Annotated in this window: 21 protein-coding genes; all 21 read right to left on the bottom strand. The window is 32.1% G+C overall.

The window, feature by feature from the left end:
- Positions 1–40 precede the first annotated feature (40 nt).
- The 21 genes from WY13_RS20175 to ispG all read right to left on the bottom strand — a co-directional run bounded on the left by WY13_RS20175 (position 41) and on the right by ispG (position 21,726).
- The gene (locus WY13_RS20175; RefSeq protein ID WP_023163135.1) at positions 41–301 is read right to left on the bottom strand and encodes a stage V sporulation protein S; all 261 of its coding nucleotides are present in this window, start codon (positions 299–301) and stop codon (positions 41–43) included.
- A 150-nt stretch (positions 302–451) separates the two neighbouring features.
- The gene (gene rny, locus WY13_RS20170) at positions 452–1,996 is read right to left on the bottom strand and encodes a ribonuclease Y (protein WP_063557335.1); all 1,545 of its coding nucleotides are present in this window, start codon (positions 1,994–1,996) and stop codon (positions 452–454) included.
- Between the two features lie 235 nt (positions 1,997–2,231).
- Positions 2,232–3,278 carry a recombinase RecA gene (gene recA, locus WY13_RS20165; protein WP_063557351.1) on the bottom strand — a complete coding sequence of 349 codons (1,047 nt, stop codon included), beginning with the start codon at positions 3,276–3,278 and terminating at the stop codon, positions 2,232–2,234.
- Between the two features lie 190 nt (positions 3,279–3,468).
- Complete coding sequence (gene pgsA, locus WY13_RS20160; RefSeq protein WP_063557334.1) at positions 3,469–4,056, bottom strand: CDP-diacylglycerol--glycerol-3-phosphate 3-phosphatidyltransferase; 588 nt, start codon at positions 4,054–4,056, stop codon at positions 3,469–3,471.
- 1 nt (position 4,057) lies between these two features.
- Positions 4,058–5,380: a 30S ribosomal protein S12 methylthiotransferase RimO gene (rimO, locus tag WY13_RS20155; protein WP_063557333.1), complete on the bottom strand. Its 1,323-nt coding sequence runs from the start codon at positions 5,378–5,380 to the stop codon at positions 4,058–4,060.
- Positions 5,381–5,439: 59 nt separating this feature from the next.
- Positions 5,440–7,698, bottom strand: a complete 2,259-nt coding sequence (locus WY13_RS20150; protein ID WP_063557332.1) for an FtsK/SpoIIIE family DNA translocase — start codon at positions 7,696–7,698, stop codon at positions 5,440–5,442.
- Between the two features lie 183 nt (positions 7,699–7,881).
- On the bottom strand, positions 7,882–8,547 hold the full coding sequence (locus tag WY13_RS20145; protein WP_063557331.1) for a ClpP family protease: 666 nt from the start codon (positions 8,545–8,547) through the stop codon (positions 7,882–7,884).
- 106 nt (positions 8,548–8,653) lie between these two features.
- Positions 8,654–8,926, bottom strand: coding sequence for a YlmC/YmxH family sporulation protein (locus tag WY13_RS20140; RefSeq protein ID WP_013237988.1), 273 nt, complete (start codon positions 8,924–8,926; stop codon positions 8,654–8,656).
- 87 nt (positions 8,927–9,013) lie between these two features.
- Positions 9,014–10,312, bottom strand: a complete 1,299-nt coding sequence (locus tag WY13_RS20135) for a M16 family metallopeptidase (RefSeq protein ID WP_063557330.1) — start codon at positions 10,310–10,312, stop codon at positions 9,014–9,016.
- 106 nt (positions 10,313–10,418) lie between these two features.
- Complete coding sequence (locus tag WY13_RS20130) at positions 10,419–12,548, bottom strand: polyribonucleotide nucleotidyltransferase (protein WP_063557329.1); 2,130 nt, start codon at positions 12,546–12,548, stop codon at positions 10,419–10,421.
- Positions 12,549–12,620: 72 nt separating this feature from the next.
- Entirely contained in the window at positions 12,621–12,884 is a 264-nt protein-coding gene (gene rpsO / locus WY13_RS20125) for a 30S ribosomal protein S15 (protein WP_063557328.1), read from the bottom strand.
- A 115-nt stretch (positions 12,885–12,999) separates the two neighbouring features.
- Positions 13,000–13,938 carry a bifunctional riboflavin kinase/FAD synthetase gene (locus WY13_RS20120; RefSeq protein ID WP_063557327.1) on the bottom strand — a complete coding sequence of 313 codons (939 nt, stop codon included), beginning with the start codon at positions 13,936–13,938 and terminating at the stop codon, positions 13,000–13,002.
- Positions 13,939–13,940: 2 nt separating this feature from the next.
- Positions 13,941–14,819, bottom strand: a complete 879-nt coding sequence (gene truB / locus WY13_RS20115) for a tRNA pseudouridine(55) synthase TruB (RefSeq protein ID WP_063557350.1) — start codon at positions 14,817–14,819, stop codon at positions 13,941–13,943.
- Positions 14,819–15,781 (bottom strand): DHH family phosphoesterase, encoded by a 963-nt coding sequence (locus tag WY13_RS20110; protein WP_063557326.1) that lies wholly within the window; start codon positions 15,779–15,781, stop codon positions 14,819–14,821. Before WY13_RS20110 ends, truB begins: the two co-directional genes overlap by 1 nt.
- Positions 15,768–16,133, bottom strand: coding sequence for a 30S ribosome-binding factor RbfA (rbfA, locus tag WY13_RS20105; RefSeq protein WP_063557325.1), 366 nt, complete (start codon positions 16,131–16,133; stop codon positions 15,768–15,770). Before rbfA ends, WY13_RS20110 begins: the two co-directional genes overlap by 14 nt.
- Before the next feature lie 18 nt (positions 16,134–16,151).
- Positions 16,152–18,254 (bottom strand): translation initiation factor IF-2, encoded by a 2,103-nt coding sequence (gene infB / locus WY13_RS20100; protein WP_063557324.1) that lies wholly within the window; start codon positions 18,252–18,254, stop codon positions 16,152–16,154.
- A 17-nt stretch (positions 18,255–18,271) separates the two neighbouring features.
- Positions 18,272–18,589 carry a 50S ribosomal protein L7ae-like protein gene (locus tag WY13_RS20095; protein WP_063557323.1) on the bottom strand — a complete coding sequence of 106 codons (318 nt, stop codon included), beginning with the start codon at positions 18,587–18,589 and terminating at the stop codon, positions 18,272–18,274.
- On the bottom strand, positions 18,579–18,860 hold the full coding sequence (rnpM, locus tag WY13_RS20090) for an RNase P modulator RnpM (protein WP_347459633.1): 282 nt from the start codon (positions 18,858–18,860) through the stop codon (positions 18,579–18,581). Before rnpM ends, WY13_RS20095 begins: the two co-directional genes overlap by 11 nt.
- Before the next feature lie 5 nt (positions 18,861–18,865).
- Complete coding sequence (nusA, locus tag WY13_RS20085; protein WP_063557321.1) at positions 18,866–19,930, bottom strand: transcription termination factor NusA; 1,065 nt, start codon at positions 19,928–19,930, stop codon at positions 18,866–18,868.
- Between the two features lie 17 nt (positions 19,931–19,947).
- Entirely contained in the window at positions 19,948–20,412 is a 465-nt protein-coding gene (gene rimP, locus WY13_RS20080) for a ribosome maturation factor RimP (protein WP_063557320.1), read from the bottom strand.
- A 264-nt stretch (positions 20,413–20,676) separates the two neighbouring features.
- Positions 20,677–21,726: a flavodoxin-dependent (E)-4-hydroxy-3-methylbut-2-enyl-diphosphate synthase gene (ispG, locus tag WY13_RS20075; RefSeq protein ID WP_063557319.1), complete on the bottom strand. Its 1,050-nt coding sequence runs from the start codon at positions 21,724–21,726 to the stop codon at positions 20,677–20,679.
- Positions 21,727–21,748: the final 22 nt, after the last annotated feature.

Below are 21,748 nucleotides of genomic sequence, written 5' to 3'. Positions count from 1 at the left end.
GATAAATCACAAGTCCTTTGATAAAAATTAATTTTTATTGTTATCTTGGCTGTATTATTAATTTAATTGCAGTTCTCTCTTCTCCATCTATTTCAATGTCCGTAAATGCCGGAATACATATTAAATCGATTCCACTAGGTGCTACAAATCCTCTAGCAATAGCTACAGCTTTAACAGCTTGATTTAGCGCTCCTGCTCCTATAGCTTGTATCTCTGCTGCTCCCCTTTCCCTTAAAACTCCTGCTAATGCTCCTGCCACTGAATTTGGACTTGATTTTGTTGAAACTTTTAATACTTCCATAATTAAACCTCCTATATATTATAATAACTCTTTACATTAACTTTAATTATTAGTACTACATATATATAGTATTCTACAAAAAATCAAAAATTCCTTTTAGGTGACAAAACCTAAAAGGAATATTTTTCTATGTTATAACAATACTATTTATTATTTTGCATATTCAATTGCACGAGTCTCTCTAATGACATTTACTTTAATTTGACCAGGATACTCTAGCTCTTCTTCAATTTTCTTTACTATGTTCCTTGCCATTTCAATAGCACCTGCATCGTCAATATTTTCTGGTTTAACCATTATTCTAAGTTCTCTTCCCGCTTGAATGGCATATGACTTTTCTACACCTTCACATGTATTTGCTATTTCTTCAAGTTTTTCCAGACGCTTAATATAAGCTTCTAGTGTTTCTCTTCTAGCACCAGGCCTTGCAGCAGAAATAGCATCCGCTGCTTGAACGAGTACAGCTTCTAAGGATTGAAATTCTACATCTCCATGATGAGCTGCAATAGCATTTACAATTATTGGTGATTCTCTGTATTTTTTAGCAACCTCTGAACCTATAACGGCATGAGGACCTTCAACTTCATGATCCACTGCTTTACCTATATCATGAAGCAATCCTGCCCTTTTAGCTATAGTTGGATCTATGCCAATTTCTGATGCCATAAGTCCAGCTAAATAAGCAACTTCCACAGAATGTTTTAAAACATTTTGACCATAGCTGGTTCTATACTTCAATCTTCCTAATAATTTTACTAATTCCATATGAAGGCCGTGCACGCCAGTTTCAAAAGTGGCCTGTTCTCCTTCTTCTTTAACATTATTTTCAACTTCTTTTTCAGCTTTTTGAACCATTTCTTCGATTCTTGCTGGGTGTATTCTTCCATCAATTATAAGTTTCTCCAGTGCTATTCTTGCAACCTCTCTCCTTATAGGATCAAAGCCCGACAATATTACAGCCTCAGGTGTATCGTCTATTATAAGATCCACACCAGTTAATGTTTCAAGAGTCCTTATATTTCTACCTTCTCTACCTATTATTCTGCCCTTCATTTCGTCATTAGGTAAAGGTACAACATGTACTGTAGTCTCTGCTACATGATCAGCAGCACATCTCTGGATAGCACAGGTTATAATTTCTCTTGCTTTTTTATCAGCTTCTTCTTTAGCTTTTGTTTCAATTTCTTTAATCATCATCGCAGATTCATGTTTTATTTCCTTATTAACTTGTTCTAGTAAAATATTCTTAGCCTCTTCAGAACTTAGTCCTGATAACTTTTCTAGCTTTTCTCTTTGTTTCTTATATAATTCCTCTACACTTATCTGTAATTTATCTATATCCTGCTGTTTTTTATCTAGGCCACTATCTCTCTTTTCAAGAGTATCACTTTTCTTATCTAATAACTCTTCTCTCTGGATTAACCTTCTTTCAAGTCTTTGATTTTCATTTCTTCTATCTCTAGACTCTTTGTCAAAATCATTTCTTAATTTATGAATTTCCTCTTTAGCTTCTAGTATAGCCTCTTTTTTTTGGGTTTCGGCTTGTTTTTTTGCCTCTTCCTTTAATCTATTAGACTCTTCTAAAGCCTGTGATTTTATAGCAACTGCTTTCTTTTTGATCACATTGAATTGAATTATCAAGGCAGCTGCTATTAGTATACCAGCAATAACCTCATATATTATTATGGAATTCACATGAACACCTCCTTTGCTCTTATTATGTAAATCTATAATTCAGTTAAATATGCAAGCATAGAAAAGGTGCCATATTTATTCAATTGGTAATTCCTAAATACATGATAAACCAGAATTTGTCTTAATTTTATATTATATTTTAATTATTGTCAAGTTATATGCATTTTATTCTCTCAAACAAAATTTGGTACTTATTTTTCATTATAAAAGGGAGTAATTTACTCCCCTTTATAATCTATTTATCAGAATTTTTTAAATTATCTTTTTTGGAATCAGTTTTACTACCAACGTTATTTTTATCTTTGTCTTCAAGAGAATTCTTTTTTAAAGAAGGTAATTTATATTTTTCCCTTATCTTGCTTTCTATCTCAACTAATATATCATTATTTTCTTTCAAAAATTGTTTTGCATTTTCCCTACCTTGTCCAAGCCGTGTTTCTTTATAGGAAAACCATGCACCACTTTTCTGTACCAGCTCTTCTCTAACACCTACATCCAACACATTTCCTTCTCTTGAAATACCTTGATTGTACATTATGTCAAACTCTGCCTGTTTAAAAGGTGGAGCTACTTTATTTTTAATAACCTTTACTCTTGTTCTGTTACCTACTATGGTATCTCCTTGCTTTATAGAATCTATTCTTCTTACATCCATTCTAACTGAAGAATAAAACTTTAAAGCTCTTCCACCAGGCGTAACCTCAGGATTGCCGAACATAACTCCTACTTTTTCTCTTAATTGATTTATAAATACTGTTACACACTTTGATTTATTTATAGAAGATGTAAGTTTTCTAAGAGCTTGAGACATAAGTCTAGCTTGAAGTCCCACATGTGAGTCTCCCATTTCTCCCTCTATTTCAGCCTTTGGCACAAGTGCTGCTACTGAATCCACTACCAAAACATCTATGGCATTAGATCTTACAAGTGCTTCTGTTATCTCCATAGCCTGTTCTCCAGTATCTGGTTGAGATACAATAAGATTATTTATATCTACTCCTAAATTTTGAGCATAAGAAGGATCTAGTGCATGTTCTGCATCTATAAAAGCTGCAGCACCTCCATTTTTCTGAGCTTCTGCAATTATATGAAGTGCCACTGTAGTCTTACCTGAAGATTCAGGTCCAAATATTTCTATTACCCTTCCTCTTGGAACACCACCTATACCTAATGCTATATCTAAGTCAAGGCATCCTGTTGAAATGGCATCCACATTTAATACACTGTGTTCTCCCAGTTTCATTATGGCACCTTTTCCAAATTGTTTTTCTATCTGTCCCATAGCTGATTCTATAGCCTGTAATTTCTCATTACTTAAATTTGCCAAGAAGTTCACTTCCTCTCTAATACGAACGCATGTTCTGTATAAATTATATACTATCAAACCTATACAGTCAACAGTTTTTTTCATAATTCTGTATTTAGCTTTAATTATGAACACTTAAAAACATTTTAATCAACTATACTTATAATTATCTGTCTGTCCTTATAACTTCTTTATTTTTTACAAAGTAATCTATACCTGAAATTAAAGTCATTATTATAGCTATAGCCATAGCAACATCTGTAACTATATTTAAAACTTTGTGAGGACGGTTCAAAAATCCCCTAAGTAAACTTAAGGATACATGATTATAAGTTAAATTTAAAAGAGCAAGAATTATGGCAACTATTTGTGTCACTGTTTTAGCTTTACCCCAAGGACTTGCAGCTATTACCATTCCTTCCGCTGCCGCAATTGTCCTCAATCCCGTAACTGCAAATTCTCTAGCTACTATTATTACCGCAGCCCAAGATGGTATTATATGGTACTCTACAAGACATATTAGTGCAGTAGTAATCAAAAGTTTATCTGCTAAAGGATCCATAAATTTTCCAAAATTCGTTACCTGATTTCTGCTTCTAGCTATATATCCATCTAATTTATCTGTAATAGATGCCAATATAAAAATAGCTATTGCAATAAGTTTACCATAAGGCATACCCTTTACCGTTATAAATATTAAAAAAAACGGAATCAATATCATTCTAATCATTGTAAGCTTGTTTGCTAGATTCATTTCATACAACTCCTACCAAATCATATTCAAGGCTATGAGTAATTTTTACATTAACCATAGTGCCCATTTTTAAAGCTTTTTTACACTTTATATATATAACTCCGTCTATGTCTGGAGCCATTTCATAACTTCTTCCGTACCACAGTTCTCCCTTTTTTCCCTCTACAATTACTTTGTAAATGCTGCCAATTTTACTTTTATTTATGGAACTCATTACCTGCTTTTGAAGTACCATAAGTTCTCCTTCTCTTGCAGACTTAATCTCCTCAGGAACCTGATCTTTCATTTCTGCAGCTGCAGTTCCTTCCTCTCTGGAATACTTAAATACACCTAAGTTATCAAATTTCATAGTACTTACAAAGTCCTTTAGTTCTTGAAAATTTTCTTCTGTCTCTCCAGGAAAGCCAACTATTATTGTAGTCCTAATTGCAATACCTTTTGCTCTAGCTCTAAGCTTATGTATATTTTCTATTATGTCTATTCTTCTTCCTTTTCTTCCCATAAGCTTCAGTATAGGATCACTTATGTGCTGAATAGGTATATCTATATACTTACATACTTTATCATTCATTGAAATTTCATTTATGATTTCATCCGTTAACTCCTCAGGATAGCAATACAAAAGCCTTATCCACTCTATTTCATTAATTTTAGATATTTTTTGAATGAGTTCAGGAAGCATTTTTTTACCATATATGTCTATTCCATATCTTGTAGTATCCTGTGCAATAAGTATTATCTCTTTAACACCTTGATTAGCTAAATCATTACATTCAGTTATTATGTTTTCAATGGTTCTACTTCTATACTTTCCCCTAATTTTAGGAATTATACAATAGGTACAGTGATTGTCACATCCTTCTGCAATTCTCAAATAAGCAGTGTGTGTTGACGTAGTAAGTATTCTTTTTCCTTCATTTATATTAGAATCACTGTAATCACAATTATAAATCCTACTGTTGTTAGTTTCAATACATTTCTTTATAGTGTCATTTAACTTATCATAATCATTTACTCCAAGCATTATATCTACTTCCGGCAATAACTTCATAAGTTCCTTACCATACCTCTGAGCCAGGCATCCTGTTGCCACAATTAATTTGCAATTAAATTTTTCTTTATACTGTGACATTTCAAGTATTGTATCTATGGATTCCTGCTTAGCTGATTCTATAAATCCACATGTGTTTATAATTATTACATCCGCTAATTTAGGATCGTGAACTAAACTGTATTCTTGATTTAAATTACTTAACATCACTTCAGAATCCAATCTATTTTTGTCACAGCCTAAACTTATTAGTCCAACTCTTAGTTTATCCACCAAACTTCCTCCTACTTAGTTATTTTTAATCTTACGTAAAATACTACCATTACATTAATTTACGTATTTTCATAATGATTTCTGTCAATTAAAATTTGTCTTGGCTTTGTTCCATCCTTTTTTGATATTATTTCTCTGTCTTCCATTTCTTCTATTATTCTAGCCGCTCTATTATATCCTATTCTAAGCCTTCTTTGAAGTAAAGATGTAGATGCTTGTCCTGCATCTACTACAGTTCTAATTGCCTCATCTAAAAGTTCATCACTATCACTACTAGCTTTCACTACATTTGTATCTATTTGCTCAATTATTTTATCCTCATAATTAGGTCCACTTTGTTCATCTTTTATATAATTTACTACTTTTTCAACTTCACCTTCGGATATAAAGGCACCCTGTATTCTTATAGGTTTTGCTTCACCTACAGGATAAAATAACATATCTCCTTTTCCAAGTAATTTCTCAGCTCCAGCACTATCCAGTATAGTCCTAGAATCAATTTGACTGGATACTGCAAAAGATATTCTTGAAGGTATATTTGCTTTAATTACTCCAGTGATTACATCTACAGAAGGTCTCTGAGTAGCTATAACCAAATGCATTCCAGCTGCCCTTGCCATTTGGGCGAGACGTCCTATATAATCTTCAATTTCATTTGGACATACCATCATCAAATCAGAAAGTTCATCAATTATTATAACTACAAAAGGAAGCTTGCTATCTGTTTTTCCTTCTTGAAACAATTGATTATATCCCTCTATATTTCTTACATTATTTTCTGCAAAGAGCTTATATCTCCTTGTCATTTCTTGTACAGCCCAGTTTAACGCACCTGATGCCTTTTTAGGGTCTACAACTACAGGTATAAGAAGATGTGGGATGCCATTATATACATTTAATTCTACCACTTTAGGATCTACCATCAAAAGTTTAACATCATCAGGAGAATACTTATAAATCAAACTTATTATAAGAGTATTTATACACACACTTTTACCTGACCCCGTTGCACCTGCAATAAGCATATGTGGCATTTTAGTAAGATCTGATACTATACAATTTCCTCCTATGTCTTTTCCAAGACAGCAAGCCAGTTTACACTTTGAATTTATAAATTCCTCCGATTCTACAACTTCCCTTAAATAAACTGGTGTCAAATCTTTATTTGGTACTTCTATACCTATGGCAGATTTTCCTGGTATGGGAGCTTCTATTCTCACTCCTGAAGCTGCAAGTCCAAGGGCTATGTCATCCGATAAATTTACAATTTTACTTACTTTGACTCCAGGACTTGGCTGAAGTTCAAATCTAGTTACAGATGGTCCCTTGCTTACTTGAAGCACTTTTGCATCTACCCCAAAATTTGCAAGAGTTTCTTCCAGCTTATTGGCACTGCTTATTAATTCTTTTTTATCATGCTTGTTTAACTTTGATTGTATATTCTGCTTTAATAAATCCACTGGCGGGAAATTATATACTGAAACTAAGTTTTTTTCACTCTCTGTCATATTTTTTTCAAGTTCTTCATTTATTAATTCACAATTTTTTTTGTAAGTATCATTTTCAAGTTCAGCAGGATACGTTAAATTTTCACTGTTTTCCTTAGGCTTTTCTGCTCTATAATTATCTTTTATATCTGATGACTTCATAAAGTCTAATATCTTTATTCTATTGTTTATATTTTTAATAAAATCATCTTTGTTTACTTCTTCATTTTCAATTTTACCCTGATTTAAAATTTTATCTTCTATCTTAGTATCCTTATTTATATTTTTTCCAAAGAAAAAATTCTTTATATTATGTAATATATCATATATAGTAACTTTACTCATTATTATAAAAGATATTATGTAAATTGATATAAATATAACATAGCAGCCTGTTTTTCCAAACAATTTAAAAAGTGGAACATCTATTAGGAAACTTATTATTCCTCCATGAAATACAGTATTTGATTGATACAATCGTTCTATGCCTAAAATCAAGCTATCTTCTACATAATAGTCAGACATAACTATTAGTTGTATAAATAGCAGTGTATTTATAATAAATATTAAAATTCCATAAAATTTTTTGTTGAAATTTATCTTATTTTTCTTCGCTATACAGCAGCATCCTATAAATATTATAAAGAATGGTAATATATAAGATCCTATTCCGAATACTGCTATTAAAATTTTTTTTATAAATCTACCAATGATACCAGAGGAAGATGGCGAAAATACACTTATCATCATAAGCACGCCTACTGTAAATAGCACTATTCCTTTTATTTCTTTGTCAAGTACATGAGTTTCTTTTTTTCTGCTTTTAGCCATATCTATATCGCCTCCAGTAAATTACAGACACACTTTAATTTAAAAATAGATATTTCTAAATTAAATATTCTACACAGCTTTCCTTTTTCCTTTAATGTTTTTAATAGATAAGACTTTACATATTTATATTAAAACATAAATTACCATAGGATAAATCCTATGGCTAATTTAATAAAAGTAAATTTATTTTGCCATCATTTCATTTAGTTTATTAATAGCCTGACTTATTCCACCCACTTCATCAATTAAGCCCTGCTCCACTGCCTGTTTCCCAATCAATATAGTACCCATATCATTTAGAAGCTCATCTGTCTGAAGCATCAACTCAGTTAACTTTTCTCCAGTTATTTTAGATGTTCGAACTATAAATTCATTTATTCTCTCCTGCATCTTATTAAAATATTCAAAAGTCTGAGGTACTCCAATAACCATACCACTCATCCTTATTGGATGTATAATCATGGTTGCACTAGGAGATATAAAGGAATAATCAGAGGCTGTAGCAAGTGGCACGCCTATAGAATGTCCTCCTCCTATAACAAGAGATACCGTCGGTTTACTTAAGCTTCTTATCATCTCTGCTATAGCAAGGCCTGCTTCTACATCTCCTCCTACAGTATTTAAAACTACAAGCAATCCTTCTACTCTTTTATCATTTTCAATTGCTATTAAATTTGGTATCACATGTTCATATTTAGTGGTTTTAGTTTCAGATGAAAGATTTACATGACCTTCTATTTGGCCTATTATTGGAAGTATCTGAATATTATCTCTTCCTTCAGCTAAATTTACAGACCCTAGTTCTTTGATATTTTCCAATTTTCTATTCTTAGTCTCATCTTCTGGCATTTTAATCTCCTCCTTGAACAAGTTTAGCTTATGCATTTTAGGAGATTCATATACCTTTCTGAGTGAAGCTCATAAGTTTATCTTTTATATTAAAATCATATTTATTTTAATGAACCCTTTTTAAAGATTTTTCTTCTACATCTATTATAATAGTCTTAGCCCCTATTTTTTTTACGTATTCCCAAGGAACTTCTATAAATTCGCTTTTACCAAAAATTGAAAATTTTGATTTGTTTTCACTTAAAATAAGTATTTTTAAGTTTCCAGAAGAATCCACTATTATATCATTATTTCCCAGGCAATTATATTTATTCCCGTCATTTACATTTATAATCTCATATCTTTCCATTTCACTATAAAACTTTATATTTTCATCCATATTATATCCCCCTATTCAATTGTATATTAAATACTATGAGGGATATTTTCTCTTTATTACCAACTAATTTTTTAATAATTAAATGCTTTACAATAAAGTGTGTTCCGATTTTGGAAATAAATCTGTATCTTTCTCTAATAAATTTTCCATAAGATATATATCTACTTTTTCTCCTACAAAAGCAGAATTTACTATTCCCTTACAAAAAGTATTTTTCATAACCCTTTTAATAGTGTCTTGATCTATTTTATTTATTTTGTCTATTATATCTGAAGGAGTACTCAACTTATTCAAAAGCAAGACTGATTTTCCATTATTAAACATTTTACTGCTCATACTTTCAAGCCCTAGTACATAATTTCCTTTTAATTGTTCCTTTGCTTTTTTCAATCTGTTAGAGTCTATGCCTTCTCTTACAAATTTTTGCAATTCATCTTTTATTCTGCATATTACATCATAAGAATATTTCACATTTAATCCTGTATAAATATTAACTACTCCTATGTTATTAAAGGAAGCTGGATAAGAATAAATTGAATAACAAATTCCCATTTCCTCTCTTATTTTTTGAAATAGTATGGAAGAAGTTCCTCCTCCATACACATTGTTTAAAAGCAAAAGTGCATAAATATCATCATTGCCACTTTCAACTCCAGGTACACCAAGACTTATGTGTAACTGTTCTATACTTTTTCTTTTAAAAAGATGATTTTTTAAAAATTGGGGGCTAGAATAATTAATTAAACTATTTCCATTGGAATTCCATTTTCCAAAATACTTTTCCATCAATTTTTCAACTGTATTCATGTCAATCTTACCTGCTATAGACACTACAGAATTTTCAGGTGTATAGCGAGACCTTATATATTCTAGCAATTCTTCTCTTGTAAAAGATTTTACAGTATCAGCATTTCCCAGTATTGGTAATGATATCGGATCATCTCCCCACATAGCTTTGCTATGGAGATCCGACAGTACATCTTCTGGAGAATCATCATTCATATTTATCTCTTCAATTATAACTCCTTTTTCCTTTTCTATGTCTTCATGGGAGAATTTGCTGTTAAATAACATATCAGATATAACATCTATTGCCAGTTCGAAATGTGAATCCAATGCTTTTACGTAAAAACATGTAGCTTCCTTACCTGTAAAAGCATTTATCTGTCCTCCTACATCTTCTATGCATTCAGCTATCTCAAGAGATGTTCTATTTGATGTCCCTTTAAAAAACATATGTTCTATAAAGTGGGATATGCCATTATTTTGCTCATTTTCATTTCTAGATCCATTCTTTACCCATAGACCTACACTTATAGAGTTTACATAATCTATATTCTCTACAATTACCTTAAGTCCATTATCTAATTGAAACAGATTATACATTGGCTTTTACTGCCCTATAGTGATATTAACCCTACACACTATACTGCAAGAGTTTTCACCCCTTTCATCTTTAAAAAATAAAAAGGCATATAAGCCCTTCTATTTATTACTTCTTTTGCTTTAAGTTATTTTCTTCAGAATTATTTTCTTCAGAATCCTTTATTGCATCTTTTCTGGAGAGATTTATTCTACCCTGATTATCTATATCAGTTACCTTTACCAATATCTTATCTCCTACTGAAACTACATCTTCTACCTTATTAACTCTTGTAAAATCTAGCTTCGATATGTGCACTAATCCTTCTTTTCCTGGAAGTATTTCTACAAATGCACCAAAGTTAGTTGTTTTAGTAACTTTTCCTAAATATATTTCTCCTGCTTTTACTTCTTTAGTAAGGTCCTCTATAATTTTCAATGCTTTCTTAGCACTACTACTGTCCTCTGACATTACAAATATTTTTCCGTCTTCCTTTATGTCTATCTTTACACCAGTTTCTGCTATTATCTTATTGATAACTTTTCCACCAGCTCCTATTACATCTCTTATTTTATCTGGAGATATAGACATTGTGTATGTTTTTGGGGCATACTCTGATAATTCTTCTCTAGCTTCCGGAATACACTTGTGAATTTTATCCAATATAAACAACCTAGCTGTCCTTGCTCTGTTAAGAGTTTCTTTTATACAGCTTTCAGATAATCCATGAATCTTTGTATCAAATTGAATGGCAGTAATACCTTTTTCTGTTCCGCCAACTTTAAAATCCATGTCTCCAAAGAAATCCTCAATTCCTTGTATGTCAGTAACTATTTCTTCCTTAGACAAATCTTCACTAGTTATAAGTCCCATGGCTATTCCAGCTGCTGGTCTCTTTATAGGAACTCCTGCATCTAAAAGTGCTAGTGTACTTCCGCATATACTTGCTTGGGAAGTAGATCCATTGGAACTCAATACCTCTGATACAAGTCTTATAGTATATGGGAATTGATCCTCACTTGGTATAAGTGGTTCTAAAGCTTTCTCAGCTAACGCACCGTGTCCTATTTCTCTTCTTCCAGGTCCTCTTAAAGGTCTAGTCTCACCTGTACTGTACGATGGAAAATTATAATGATGTATATATCTCTTTGATTCTTCAGAACCTACTCCATCAAGTATTTGTACATCACCTAAAGAACCAAGGGTAGCAACAGTCATTACCTGCGTCAATCCTCTTGTAAACAATCCAGTTCCATGAGTTCTTGGAAGAATACCAACTTCACAACTTATTGGCCTTATTTCATCAAAAGCCCTTCCATCAACTCTCCTGTGTTCGTTTAACATCATATTTCTTACTATTTCTTTCTTAATCTTATATACTACATCAGCTATATCTGGTCCATTATCTGGATATTTCTCTGAAAATTGCTCATTTAATTCTTTATCCACATCTTCTAAAGCTGCATTTCTTTCGTCTCTATCCATTACGTACATGGCATCCTTTATTTTTTGAAATGCAAATTTTCTAACTTCTTCTTCTATGGATTCCTCTACTTTATAGAGTTCTGGTTCTTCCTTTTGTTTTCCATATTTATTCATAGTCTCTTTTTGAAATGCAACTATCTTCTTACATTCTTCAAATCCAAACATTATAGCATCATACATGGTATCTTCTGGTATTTCATCTCCACCAGCCTCTACCATCATAACTCTTTCATCCGTAGCACATACTGTGAGATTTAAACTGCTTTTACTTCTTTCCTCTAAGTTAGGATTTATTACAAACTTATCATCTACAAGTCCTACAGATACTGCTCCTACTGGAGTAGTAAAAGGAATACTTGACATACAAAGAGCCAGTGATGCGCCATTTATAGCTAATATATCTGGTGCATTATCTTGATCTACAGATACCACCGTACAAACGACTTGAACATCATTTCTATATCCTTTTGGAAACAGTGGTCTAAGAGGTCTATCTATTGCCCGCGCGTGTAATATAGCCTTTTCAGAAGGCTTTCCTTCCCTCTTTATAAAACCTCCAGGTATTTTTCCAACAGAATACAACCTTTCCTCATACTCTATACTTAAAGGAAAAAAGTCCACTCCTTCTCTAGGTTTATCTGAAGCATTAGCATTGATTAAAACTACCGTATCACCATAGCTTATAAAAAAAGCACAATTAGAAAGTCTGCCTATTTTACCATAATCAACTTTCAAAGTTCTTCCAGCAATAGTAGTTTGAATAATTTCACTCATAAAAAAACATACCTCCTCTCAATAGGTTACAATTTTGTTAAAATAATAGAGCGGTTACAGCCGCTCTAAAGATTATTTCCTTAAATTCAACGCTTTAATAATAGCACGGTATCTTTCAATATCTTGCTTAATTAAATAGTTAAGAAGACCTCTTCTCTTACCAACCATCATTAAAAGACCTCTTCTTGAGTGATGATCTTTCTTATGGATCTTTAAATGATCATTTAAATGATTAATTCTCTCAGTAAGTAATGCTATCTGAACTTCTGGTGAGCCTGTGTCTCCTTCATGTCTTGCATATTTCTTCATTATTTCTTCTTTAAATGCCTTTTCCATTTTGTTACACCTCCAATTGTTAATCCCCTATATTCCAAGAATGTCGTCGGCAATTCGGAATTCTTAGCATACGGATCACGATTGTAATTATAGCAAATAAAGTCGTTATTGTAAATTAATTTTTAAAATTAATTTCTATTCTTTTCTTACTTGCATACACCTTATCTTTTTTTAATTGATCTGCCAGTTCTGTTAAACTGCCAAATTTTGATTCATCCCTAATTCTCTCAATGAAATATATCTTTATATTCTTATCATACATGTTTTCATTAAAATTAAGTATATGTGTTTCAATGCTCAACTTGTTGTCACAGGTAGTCGGATTATAACCTACATTTGTTATACCTTTAAACAAATCATTATTACATTCAACTATAGTGTAATATACACCACCTTTAGGTATAACAAATCTCTTGTCATAGTCAAGGTTTACAGTTGGAAATCCTAATTTTCTTCCTAGTTGTTTACCGTGTATTACCTCGCCCTGCAGCATAAAAGGTCTTGTCAAAAGTTTATTCGCCTTTTTTATATCCCCTTCATCGGATATAATAGTTCTTATTATTGAACTACTAACTACCTGACCTTTATATTTTACTGAATCTATAACATTTAAAGAAAATTTATGTACCTTGCTCATTTTCTTGAGTAAGCTTACATCTCCCAAGTTCTTATACCCAAATCTATAGTTAAAACCAACTATGAGTCCTTTAGCTCTATAATTGTTTAAAAGATGAATAACAAAATCCTCAGGACATATTTTCATAAATTCTTCATTAAAGTTAGCCATATTTATTATGTCTAAACCAGCATCTTTCAATACACTTATTTTGGATTCATTATTCATTAAAATTTTAGGAGATATCTCAGGGTTTATTGTAGAAAGTGGATGATTTTTAAAGGTAAACACCATACTGTTTGCCTTGTTATTTCTTGCAAGTTTAACAGTTTTATTTATAAGGTTTATATGTCCTAAATGAAGTCCGTCAAAACTTCCTAAAGCAATATATGTACTTTTTGTAAAATGTTTTTTAAAATTATCTTCCATTATTATCATAATCAATTACCTCTAACGAATAATTTTACCATCTTAAATCCAAAAGTTCCCCTACTTCCAATACCTATAAATTTGCTTTCATGTATATATACCCTATAGATTTTACCTTCTTGAATTTTATCTAGAAACTCTTTGTCTTTTATGGTGATACCATTTAAAACATGTTTTAAATATCTATCTTCAACTATAACCATAGGATATTCTTCTAGTGCTTTATCTACTGGAATAATGTATTTTGATATGCTATCTTTCTGCAGATCTTCTAGTAAAATAGAATTTGAAATATTAAAATTTCCCGTAGCCATTCTCTTTAGGTTCCACATTATGCCACCGCAATTTAATTTTTCACCAATATCATGGCACAAACTTCTTATATAAGTTCCTTTAGAACACTTAACTTGGAACACTACATAAGGTAATTCCATATTAATAATTTCTATAGAATATATGTTGATTTTTCTTTTATTTCTCTCTATTTCTATACCTTGTCTTGCTAAATCATAGAGCTTTTTTCCATTAATCTTGATTGCTGAATACATAGGTGGAAGTTGTTCCATTTCTCCCTGAAAACTTAAAATTGTATCTCTTACACTTTTTTCATCAAGCTTAACCTCTAAAGTATCTACTATAGTTCCTTCCCTATCATAGGTATCCGTATTAACTCCAAGCTTCAACTCAGCTAGATAAATTTTATGGCTTTTCATTATATAATCTGCAAATTTTGTGGCACCACCTATACAAATGGGAAGTACTCCTGATGCAATAGGGTCAAGAGTACCTGTGTGGCCAACTTTTTTATTATCTGATATTGATCTAATTTTTTTAACTACATCAAAGGAAGTCATTCCAACAGGTTTATTTATGTTTAAAATTCCATCAATCATATCAGTTCTTTCTCAACCTCTTTTAATATCATATCTTTTACTTCATCTATAGATTTATCACTAACTGCAAGACCACTTGCTCTTACATGTCCCCCGCCATTGAATTTTTCTGCTATCTTTCTTACATCTACCTTTGATTTAGACCTCAAACTTACTTTTATCTTACCTTCTACTTCCTTTAACAAAATTCCAACTTCTACAGTATTGACCTTCATGCCTATATTTACAATATCTGAAGTGTCTATATCTCCCTCTATACCAACCTCAGATAGCATAGCTTTAGTGATACTTATTACACAGATACTGTCTTTTATAAGCTCCATACTCTCAATTGCTTTTCCATAAAGTTTTATTCTATTAAACTTCTTGTTTTCGAAAATTATCCTGTGAATTTCACTAAAGTCCATGCCTGTATTTATCAGATCTCCTGCTATAGTGTGGGTTACACAAGTAGTTGAGGGATATCTAAAGGACCCGCTGTCCGTTATTATTGAAGTATAAAGACACTGAGCTATATTTTTATCCAGTTCAACATCCATAAGTTTTAGTAACTGGTATACTATTTCAGATACTGCAGCTGCATTAGTATCCACGTAATTTAAATTTCCATATAACTCATTTGTTAGATGATGGTCTATATTTATTACAGTATAGTTTCCCTGCTCAAACTTCAAATCTGCATTTATTCTTTTTACATCTCCGCAATCAAGCACTATAACACACTCCACTTCAGGGTCCACTTCAAACTTTTTGCCATTTATATTTTCACTACAGGGTAAAAAGCTGAAACTCTCCGGAATTTTTTCCTTTGAGAGTATTTCAACTTCCTTTCCCAATTTTCTCATACCTTGAAATAGTGCTAAAGAACTTCCTATAGAATCACCATCTGGAGAAGAATGAAAAGTAATTGCAATTTTATTACTTCTTCTTATCTCACTTATAATATCATTCATTATCATTTTTCTCATTCTCCTTTATCTCTTGGAGAATTTTATCTATATGCATGCCGTATTCTATAGTATTATCCTGTTCTATAATTATTTCTGGAGTATTTCTAAGCTTTACTCTATGCCCAACTTCTCTCCTTATAAAACCTGCCGAATTTTTAAGTGCCTCAAAAGTATCTTCCTGTGATTTGCCTTCACCATAAACGCTCACATATACTTTTGCATATTTTTGATCTTTTGTAACATCAACTTTAGTAACACTTACCATAGCAGTAACTCTAGGATCCTTGATATCATTTCTAATTATATTGCTTATTTCCTTTTTCATTTCTTCGTTTATTCTTCCACTTCTGTAGTTAGTCATCAACTACCACCTCACTATTTATAACTCTTTTTTCTTAATTTCCTCCATGGTATAAGCTTCAACTATATCTCCATCTTTTATATCATTGAATTTATCAATGGAAAGTCCGCATTCATATCCTTCTGCTACTTCCTTTACATCATCTTTAAATCTCTTTAGGGAAGCAAGCTCAGACTCAAATATAACTATACCATCTCTTATTATTCTTACCTGGGAGTTTCTAACTATCTTTCCTTCCTGTACATAACATCCTGCAATAGTTCCTACATTGGATATTTTATAAGTCTGCCTGATTTCAGCTTTTCCAAGCACAACTTCTTTATAATCAGGTTCAAGCATACCAACCATAGCAGCCTTTATATCTTCTATTGCATTATATATAACTCTATAAGTTTTTATATCAACTGATTCTTTTTCTGCCGCTGCCTGAGCATTGCTATCAGGTCTAACATTAAATCCTATTATTATAGCATTTGATGCAGATGCTAATGTGACGTCTGTTTCCGTTATAGCACCAACTGCTCCATGAAGTACCCTTACCTTAACTTCTTCATTTGATAATTTTTGAAGGGATTGTTTTAATGCTTCTATAGATCCCTGTACGTCTGCCTTAACTATTATATTAAGTTCCTTTACTTTTCCCTCTTTTATTTGATTGTAAAGATCTTCCAGAGAAACTTTATGAGCGGACTGCAGATATTCCTCTCTTACCTTTTGTTTTCTCTTTGCTGCTATATCCCTTGCAGTCTTTTCATCTTTAACTTGATGAAATCTGTCTCCTGCTGCAGGCACTTCTGATAATCCAAGTATCTCTACTGGTATTGAAGGTCCTGCAACTTTAATTTTCTTTCCCTTATCATCAAACATAGCTCTAATTCTACCATAAGTACTTCCAACTATTATAGAATCCCCAACATGAAGAGTTCCATTTTGAACAAGAAGCGTAGCAACTGCTCCTCTTCCTTTATCCAATTTTGCTTCTATTACTGTTCCCTTTGCATTTCTGTGAGGATTTGCTTTAATTTCCTGCATTTCAGCAGTTAAAAGTACCATTTCAAGTAAACTATCAATACCTTCTTTAGTATGAGCAGATACTGGTACACATATAGTATCTCCACCCCAGTCCTCTGGTATTAGTCCATAATCTGACAGTTCCTGTTTAACCTTATCTACATTGGCTCCTGGTCTATCTATTTTATTTATAGCTACTACTATAGGTACATCTGCAGCTTTACAGTGATTTATTGCTTCTGCAGTTTGCGGCATTATTCCATCATCTGCAGCTACAACTAAAATAACTATATCTGTAATTTGAGCTCCTCTTGCTCTCATGGCAGTGAAAGCTTCGTGTCCTGGGGTATCTAAGAAGGTTATCTTTTCTCCATTTATATTAACAGTATAAGCACCTATGTGCTGAGTTATACCTCCAGCTTCCGTCTCAGTTACCTTTGATTTCCTTATAGCATCTAAAAGAGAAGTCTTACCATGGTCAACGTGTCCCATAACAGTTATAACTGGTGGTCTTTTTTCTGAATTAGGATCATCATCCTCAGCATCTTCCTGTTCTACTTCTTGTTCTACCGCTTCCTTATTAATGTCTTCTTCTTTTCGAAGTACAGTTACATCAAACTTTTCTCCTAGTTTTTCAGCTGTATTAAAGTCTATTTCTTGATTTATAGCCGCCATTACTCCCATAAATATAAGTTGCTTAATAACTTCTGTAGATGGCTTACCTATTTTTTCAGAAAACTCTTTTACAGTTATAGTATCTTCCATTTCTATTTCAGTTCTTTCATTTTCTTGTAACTCTCCGTCCTTTGACTCTTTCTTTCCTTGAGTGTTTTTACTTTTAGTATTATTTTTAACACCTATGGTTTTCTTTTTAACTTTTGGAGAATTCTCCTGAACTAAATTTTTGTATTTATCCTCTATGCCCTCTTCTCCGTCTTCGCTACTTTCATTTTCTTCAATAAACTCTTTAATTAGTTCTGCATCTTCCTCTTCTATTACGCTCATATGGTTTTTCACTTTTACTCCAAACTCATCTAGAAGTATGGATATTAATGTTTTACTGGATATATTTAACTCTTTGGCTAATTCATATATTCTTATTTTTGACAAATTATACACCCCCGAAACTAAAGTTTCTCATTTTTCTTCAATAAATTCATTAGTGCCTTACCCATGTTTTTATCTGTAACCCCTACAACTTTTATTTCACTTGATCCAATTGCATTTCCAATTTCTTCTCCAGTATATATTGTCTTTACAACTGGTACTTTATATTTATCATTGTAGTTTAAAAATTTTTCCCATGTATTTTTAGAAACATCTTGAGACATTATCACAAAATGCACTCTATTCCTCCTGATTGCTTCTTCACATTTATTATATCCCTCTAAAAGTTTTCCTGCACGCTTTATTAATCCCATAAACTGAAGAAATTTATCTACCATTTTCTATCTGTTCCTTTAGACTTTGGTATAAGGTTTCGTCTATCTGAATTTCAAGATTTTTCTGGAGCCTTTTGTTCTTAAAAGCTTTCTCCAAACATTCCACATCTCTGCATACATAGGCTCCCCTACCATTTTTCTTTCCTGTAGGGTCTACAGAAACTTCTCCCTCTTTGCTTTTTACTATTCGTATGAGTTCCTTTTTGGGTTTCATTTCCATGCATCCTGTACACATTCTCTGTGGTACTTTTTTTTGCTTCATTCTAAACACCACCTTAATTAATTTTCTTCATCTTGCGTCTCAGCCTGTGATTTGCTCTTTATGTCTATTTTCCATCCTGTAAGCTTTGCTGCCAGTCTTACATTTTGACCTTCTTTACCTATAGCCAGAGATAGCTGATTGTCATCTACTACAATTTGTGCAAATTTAATGTCTTCATTTAGATCCACATCCAATACCTTAGCAGGGCTTAGGGAATTAGCTATATACTCTTCTGGAAGTTTGCTCCACTTTATTATATCTATCTTTTCATTTTTTAGCTCGTTTACTATATTTTGAACCCTTACTCCTTTAGGTCCTACACAAGCTCCCATAGGATCTACATTTTCATCATTAGAGTGTACTGCAATTTTTGTTCTAGAGCCAGCTTCCCTTGCTATGGACTTTATATCAACCGTTCCATCAAATATTTCAGGTACTTCTAGTTCAAACAATCTCTTTATAAGTCCAGGATGAGTTCTTGATATTACAATTTGGGCTCCCTTTGTAGTATTCTTTACTTCAATAATATATAATTTCAGTTTGTCATTGAAGTTATACTTTTCTCCCGGTATCTGCTCATTTGGTCCAAGTACTGCTTCTGTCTTTCCTAAGTCTATAAGTACATTGTTTTTATCTTTTCTTATGACTGTACCTGTTATTATATCGTCTTCCTTTTCCGCAAAATCACTGTATATAATTCTTCTTTCTTCTTCCTTTATCCTCTGTATAACTACTTGTTTTGCAGCCTGTGCAGCTACCCTTCCAAATTTTCTAGGTGTAACTTCTATATTTGCTATATCACCTACCTCATAGCTTGAATCCATGCCTTTAGCATCTTCTACACTTATCTCACCGAATTTATCACAAACTTCCTCTACTACATTTTTTTGTGAATACACATGAATTTCTCCATTTTCTCTATTCATAGTAACCTTAACATTTTGGCTACCTACTCCATGCCCCATATAATTCTTTTTATACGCAGCCACTAGTGCATCCTCTATGGTAGTAAATAGTAAATCCTCACTTATTCCCTTTTCCTTAACTATTTCTTTTAAGGCCTCTATAAACTCCTGATTCATTTTAAAATATACCTCCCCTAAAAATCACCTTTTAAATTTACGTTTAAAATTTTGTCCCTTGGAATAGCGATATCTTCTTCTTCACATTTTATCTTCAATTCATCTGCATTAAAATCCAGAAGTTCCCCCTCATATTTTTTCTTTCCTTTTAAAAGTCCTGATATATTAACCTCTACGCTATATCCAATGTATCTTTTTAAGTGTTCTTCCGTATATAGCTTTCTCTCTACACCTGGTGATGAAACTTCTAGGTAATAAGGATCTTTTATAGGATCTTCTTTATCCAACATATCACTAACTGCTCTACTTACATTTTCACAATCTTCTAACGATATGTTTCCTTCTTTTTTATCTATGTATATTCTTAAATAATTATTGTTACCTTCTTTTTTAAATTCTAAATAGTATAATTCATAATTTAAATTATGAACTATAGGCTGTATTAATGCTGACATTCTTTCCATAAAAGTATTTTTTGTCATTTAAATCCTCCTCCATTTACAGGTTATACGTTTATGTTATACAATCTTGCTAAAAAAAATGTTAAATAGCTAATTAAATTTAAAAACGCAACTTTCGCTGCGTTTTTCACAAATAGAAAGAGCGGGTTAAAACCCACTCCTACATTCTAAATAAACTTCTGTAGATTTACCATTTATATTTTAACACACTGTAATTTTTATTTCAAGAAAAATTATTCACAAGGTTACCCTAAATGTAAATAATTTGAATTAATCATGCAAAAATTAAATGTTTTTTATCTCTTCTATAAGTGCTTCTACCAAATTTTCCTCACTTACTTTTTTTACTATTTTTCCTTTTTTAAATATGATGCCTTCACCTTTGCCTCCTGCTATACCAATATCCGCTTCTCTGGCCTCACCCGGTCCATTTACTACACATCCCATAACTGCAACCTTTATGTTTTTATGCATATTTAAAAGTCTTTTTTCCACTTGCTCAGCTATTTTAATTAAATCAATTTCAGTTCTGCCACAGGTAGGACATGATATAAATTCCACACCTTCTTTTATAAGTCCACAGGATTTTAATATTTCTTTTCCCACTCTTACTTCTTCCACTGGATTTCCTGTAAGGGATACTCTTATAGTGTCTCCTATACCTTCCATCAGAAGAGTACCTATGCCTATGCTTGATTTTATAGTTCCTCGCCAAATAGTTCCTGCTTCTGTTACTCCAAGGTGAAGTGGATAATCTACAATTTCAGATATTTTTCTGTAACTTTCTACCATTTGGTTTACATTTGAAGATTTTATGGATATGACTATATCATAAAATCCTACATTTTCTAAAATTTTTACATGTTCTAGAGCACTATCTACTAGTGCATCCGAACAAACTCTACCATATTTATTTAAAATATCCTTTTTTAAGGATCCAGAGTTTACCCCTATTCTAATTGGAATATTAGCTTCTTTTGCTGCTCTTGCCACTTCTCGTACTCTTTCTATGTTTCCAATATTTCCAGGATTTATTCTAAGTGCAGATATTCCATTTTCTATAGATTTAAGTGCCAACTTATAATCAAAATGTATATCTGCTACAAGTGGAATATCTACTCTTTCTATGATTTTTTTCATGGAACTGCAAGCTATATCATCAGGCACCGCACATCTGACGATATCACAACCTGCTTCTTTTAGTTCAGATATCTGAGCTGTAGTGGCTTCTACATTCCTAGTATCCGTATTTGTCATAGACTGTACGGCTACTGGAAAATCTCCACCTAAAAATATATTGCCTACTTTTACTGTTTTCTTTTTTGCTCTATTCAAAATTTCACCACCAATTTATTCA

This window comes from Clostridium ljungdahlii (assembly GCF_001636845.1).
In the GTDB taxonomy this organism is placed as follows: domain Bacteria; phylum Bacillota; class Clostridia; order Clostridiales; family Clostridiaceae; genus Clostridium_B; species Clostridium_B ljungdahlii_A.
Note: the sequence above shows the minus strand (reverse complement) of the source record. Positions and strands in the feature narration are given on the sequence as shown.

Excerpts from the sequence above, each read along its gene's own strand:
- WY13_RS20175 (WP_023163135.1), bottom strand. The coding sequence starts at position 301 with ATGGAAGTATTAAAAGTTTCAACAAAATCAAGTCCAAATTCAGTGGCA.
- recA (WP_063557351.1), bottom strand. The coding sequence starts at position 3,278 with ATGGGACAGATAGAAAAACAATTTGGAAAAGGTGCCATAATGAAACTG.
- pgsA (WP_063557334.1), bottom strand. The coding sequence starts at position 4,056 with ATGAATCTAGCAAACAAGCTTACAATGATTAGAATGATATTGATTCCG.
- WY13_RS20150 (WP_063557332.1), bottom strand. The coding sequence starts at position 7,698 with ATGGCTAAAAGCAGAAAAAAAGAAACTCATGTACTTGACAAAGAAATA.
- WY13_RS20145 (WP_063557331.1), bottom strand. The coding sequence starts at position 8,547 with ATGCCAGAAGATGAGACTAAGAATAGAAAATTGGAAAATATCAAAGAA.
- WY13_RS20140 (WP_013237988.1), bottom strand. The coding sequence starts at position 8,926 with ATGGATGAAAATATAAAGTTTTATAGTGAAATGGAAAGATATGAGATT.
- WY13_RS20135 (WP_063557330.1), bottom strand. The coding sequence starts at position 10,312 with ATGTATAATCTGTTTCAATTAGATAATGGACTTAAGGTAATTGTAGAG.
- WY13_RS20130 (WP_063557329.1), bottom strand. The coding sequence starts at position 12,548 with ATGAGTGAAATTATTCAAACTACTATTGCTGGAAGAACTTTGAAAGTT.
- rpsO (WP_063557328.1), bottom strand. The coding sequence starts at position 12,884 with ATGGAAAAGGCATTTAAAGAAGAAATAATGAAGAAATATGCAAGACAT.
- WY13_RS20120 (WP_063557327.1), bottom strand. The coding sequence starts at position 13,938 with ATGATAATAATGGAAGATAATTTTAAAAAACATTTTACAAAAAGTACA.
- WY13_RS20110 (WP_063557326.1), bottom strand. The coding sequence starts at position 15,781 with ATGATAATGAATGATATTATAAGTGAGATAAGAAGAAGTAATAAAATT.
- rbfA (WP_063557325.1), bottom strand. The coding sequence starts at position 16,133 with ATGACTAACTACAGAAGTGGAAGAATAAACGAAGAAATGAAAAAGGAA.
- WY13_RS20095 (WP_063557323.1), bottom strand. The coding sequence starts at position 18,589 with ATGGTAGATAAATTTCTTCAGTTTATGGGATTAATAAAGCGTGCAGGA.
- nusA (WP_063557321.1), bottom strand. The coding sequence starts at position 19,930 with ATGAATCAGGAGTTTATAGAGGCCTTAAAAGAAATAGTTAAGGAAAAG.
- rimP (WP_063557320.1), bottom strand. The coding sequence starts at position 20,412 with ATGACAAAAAATACTTTTATGGAAAGAATGTCAGCATTAATACAGCCT.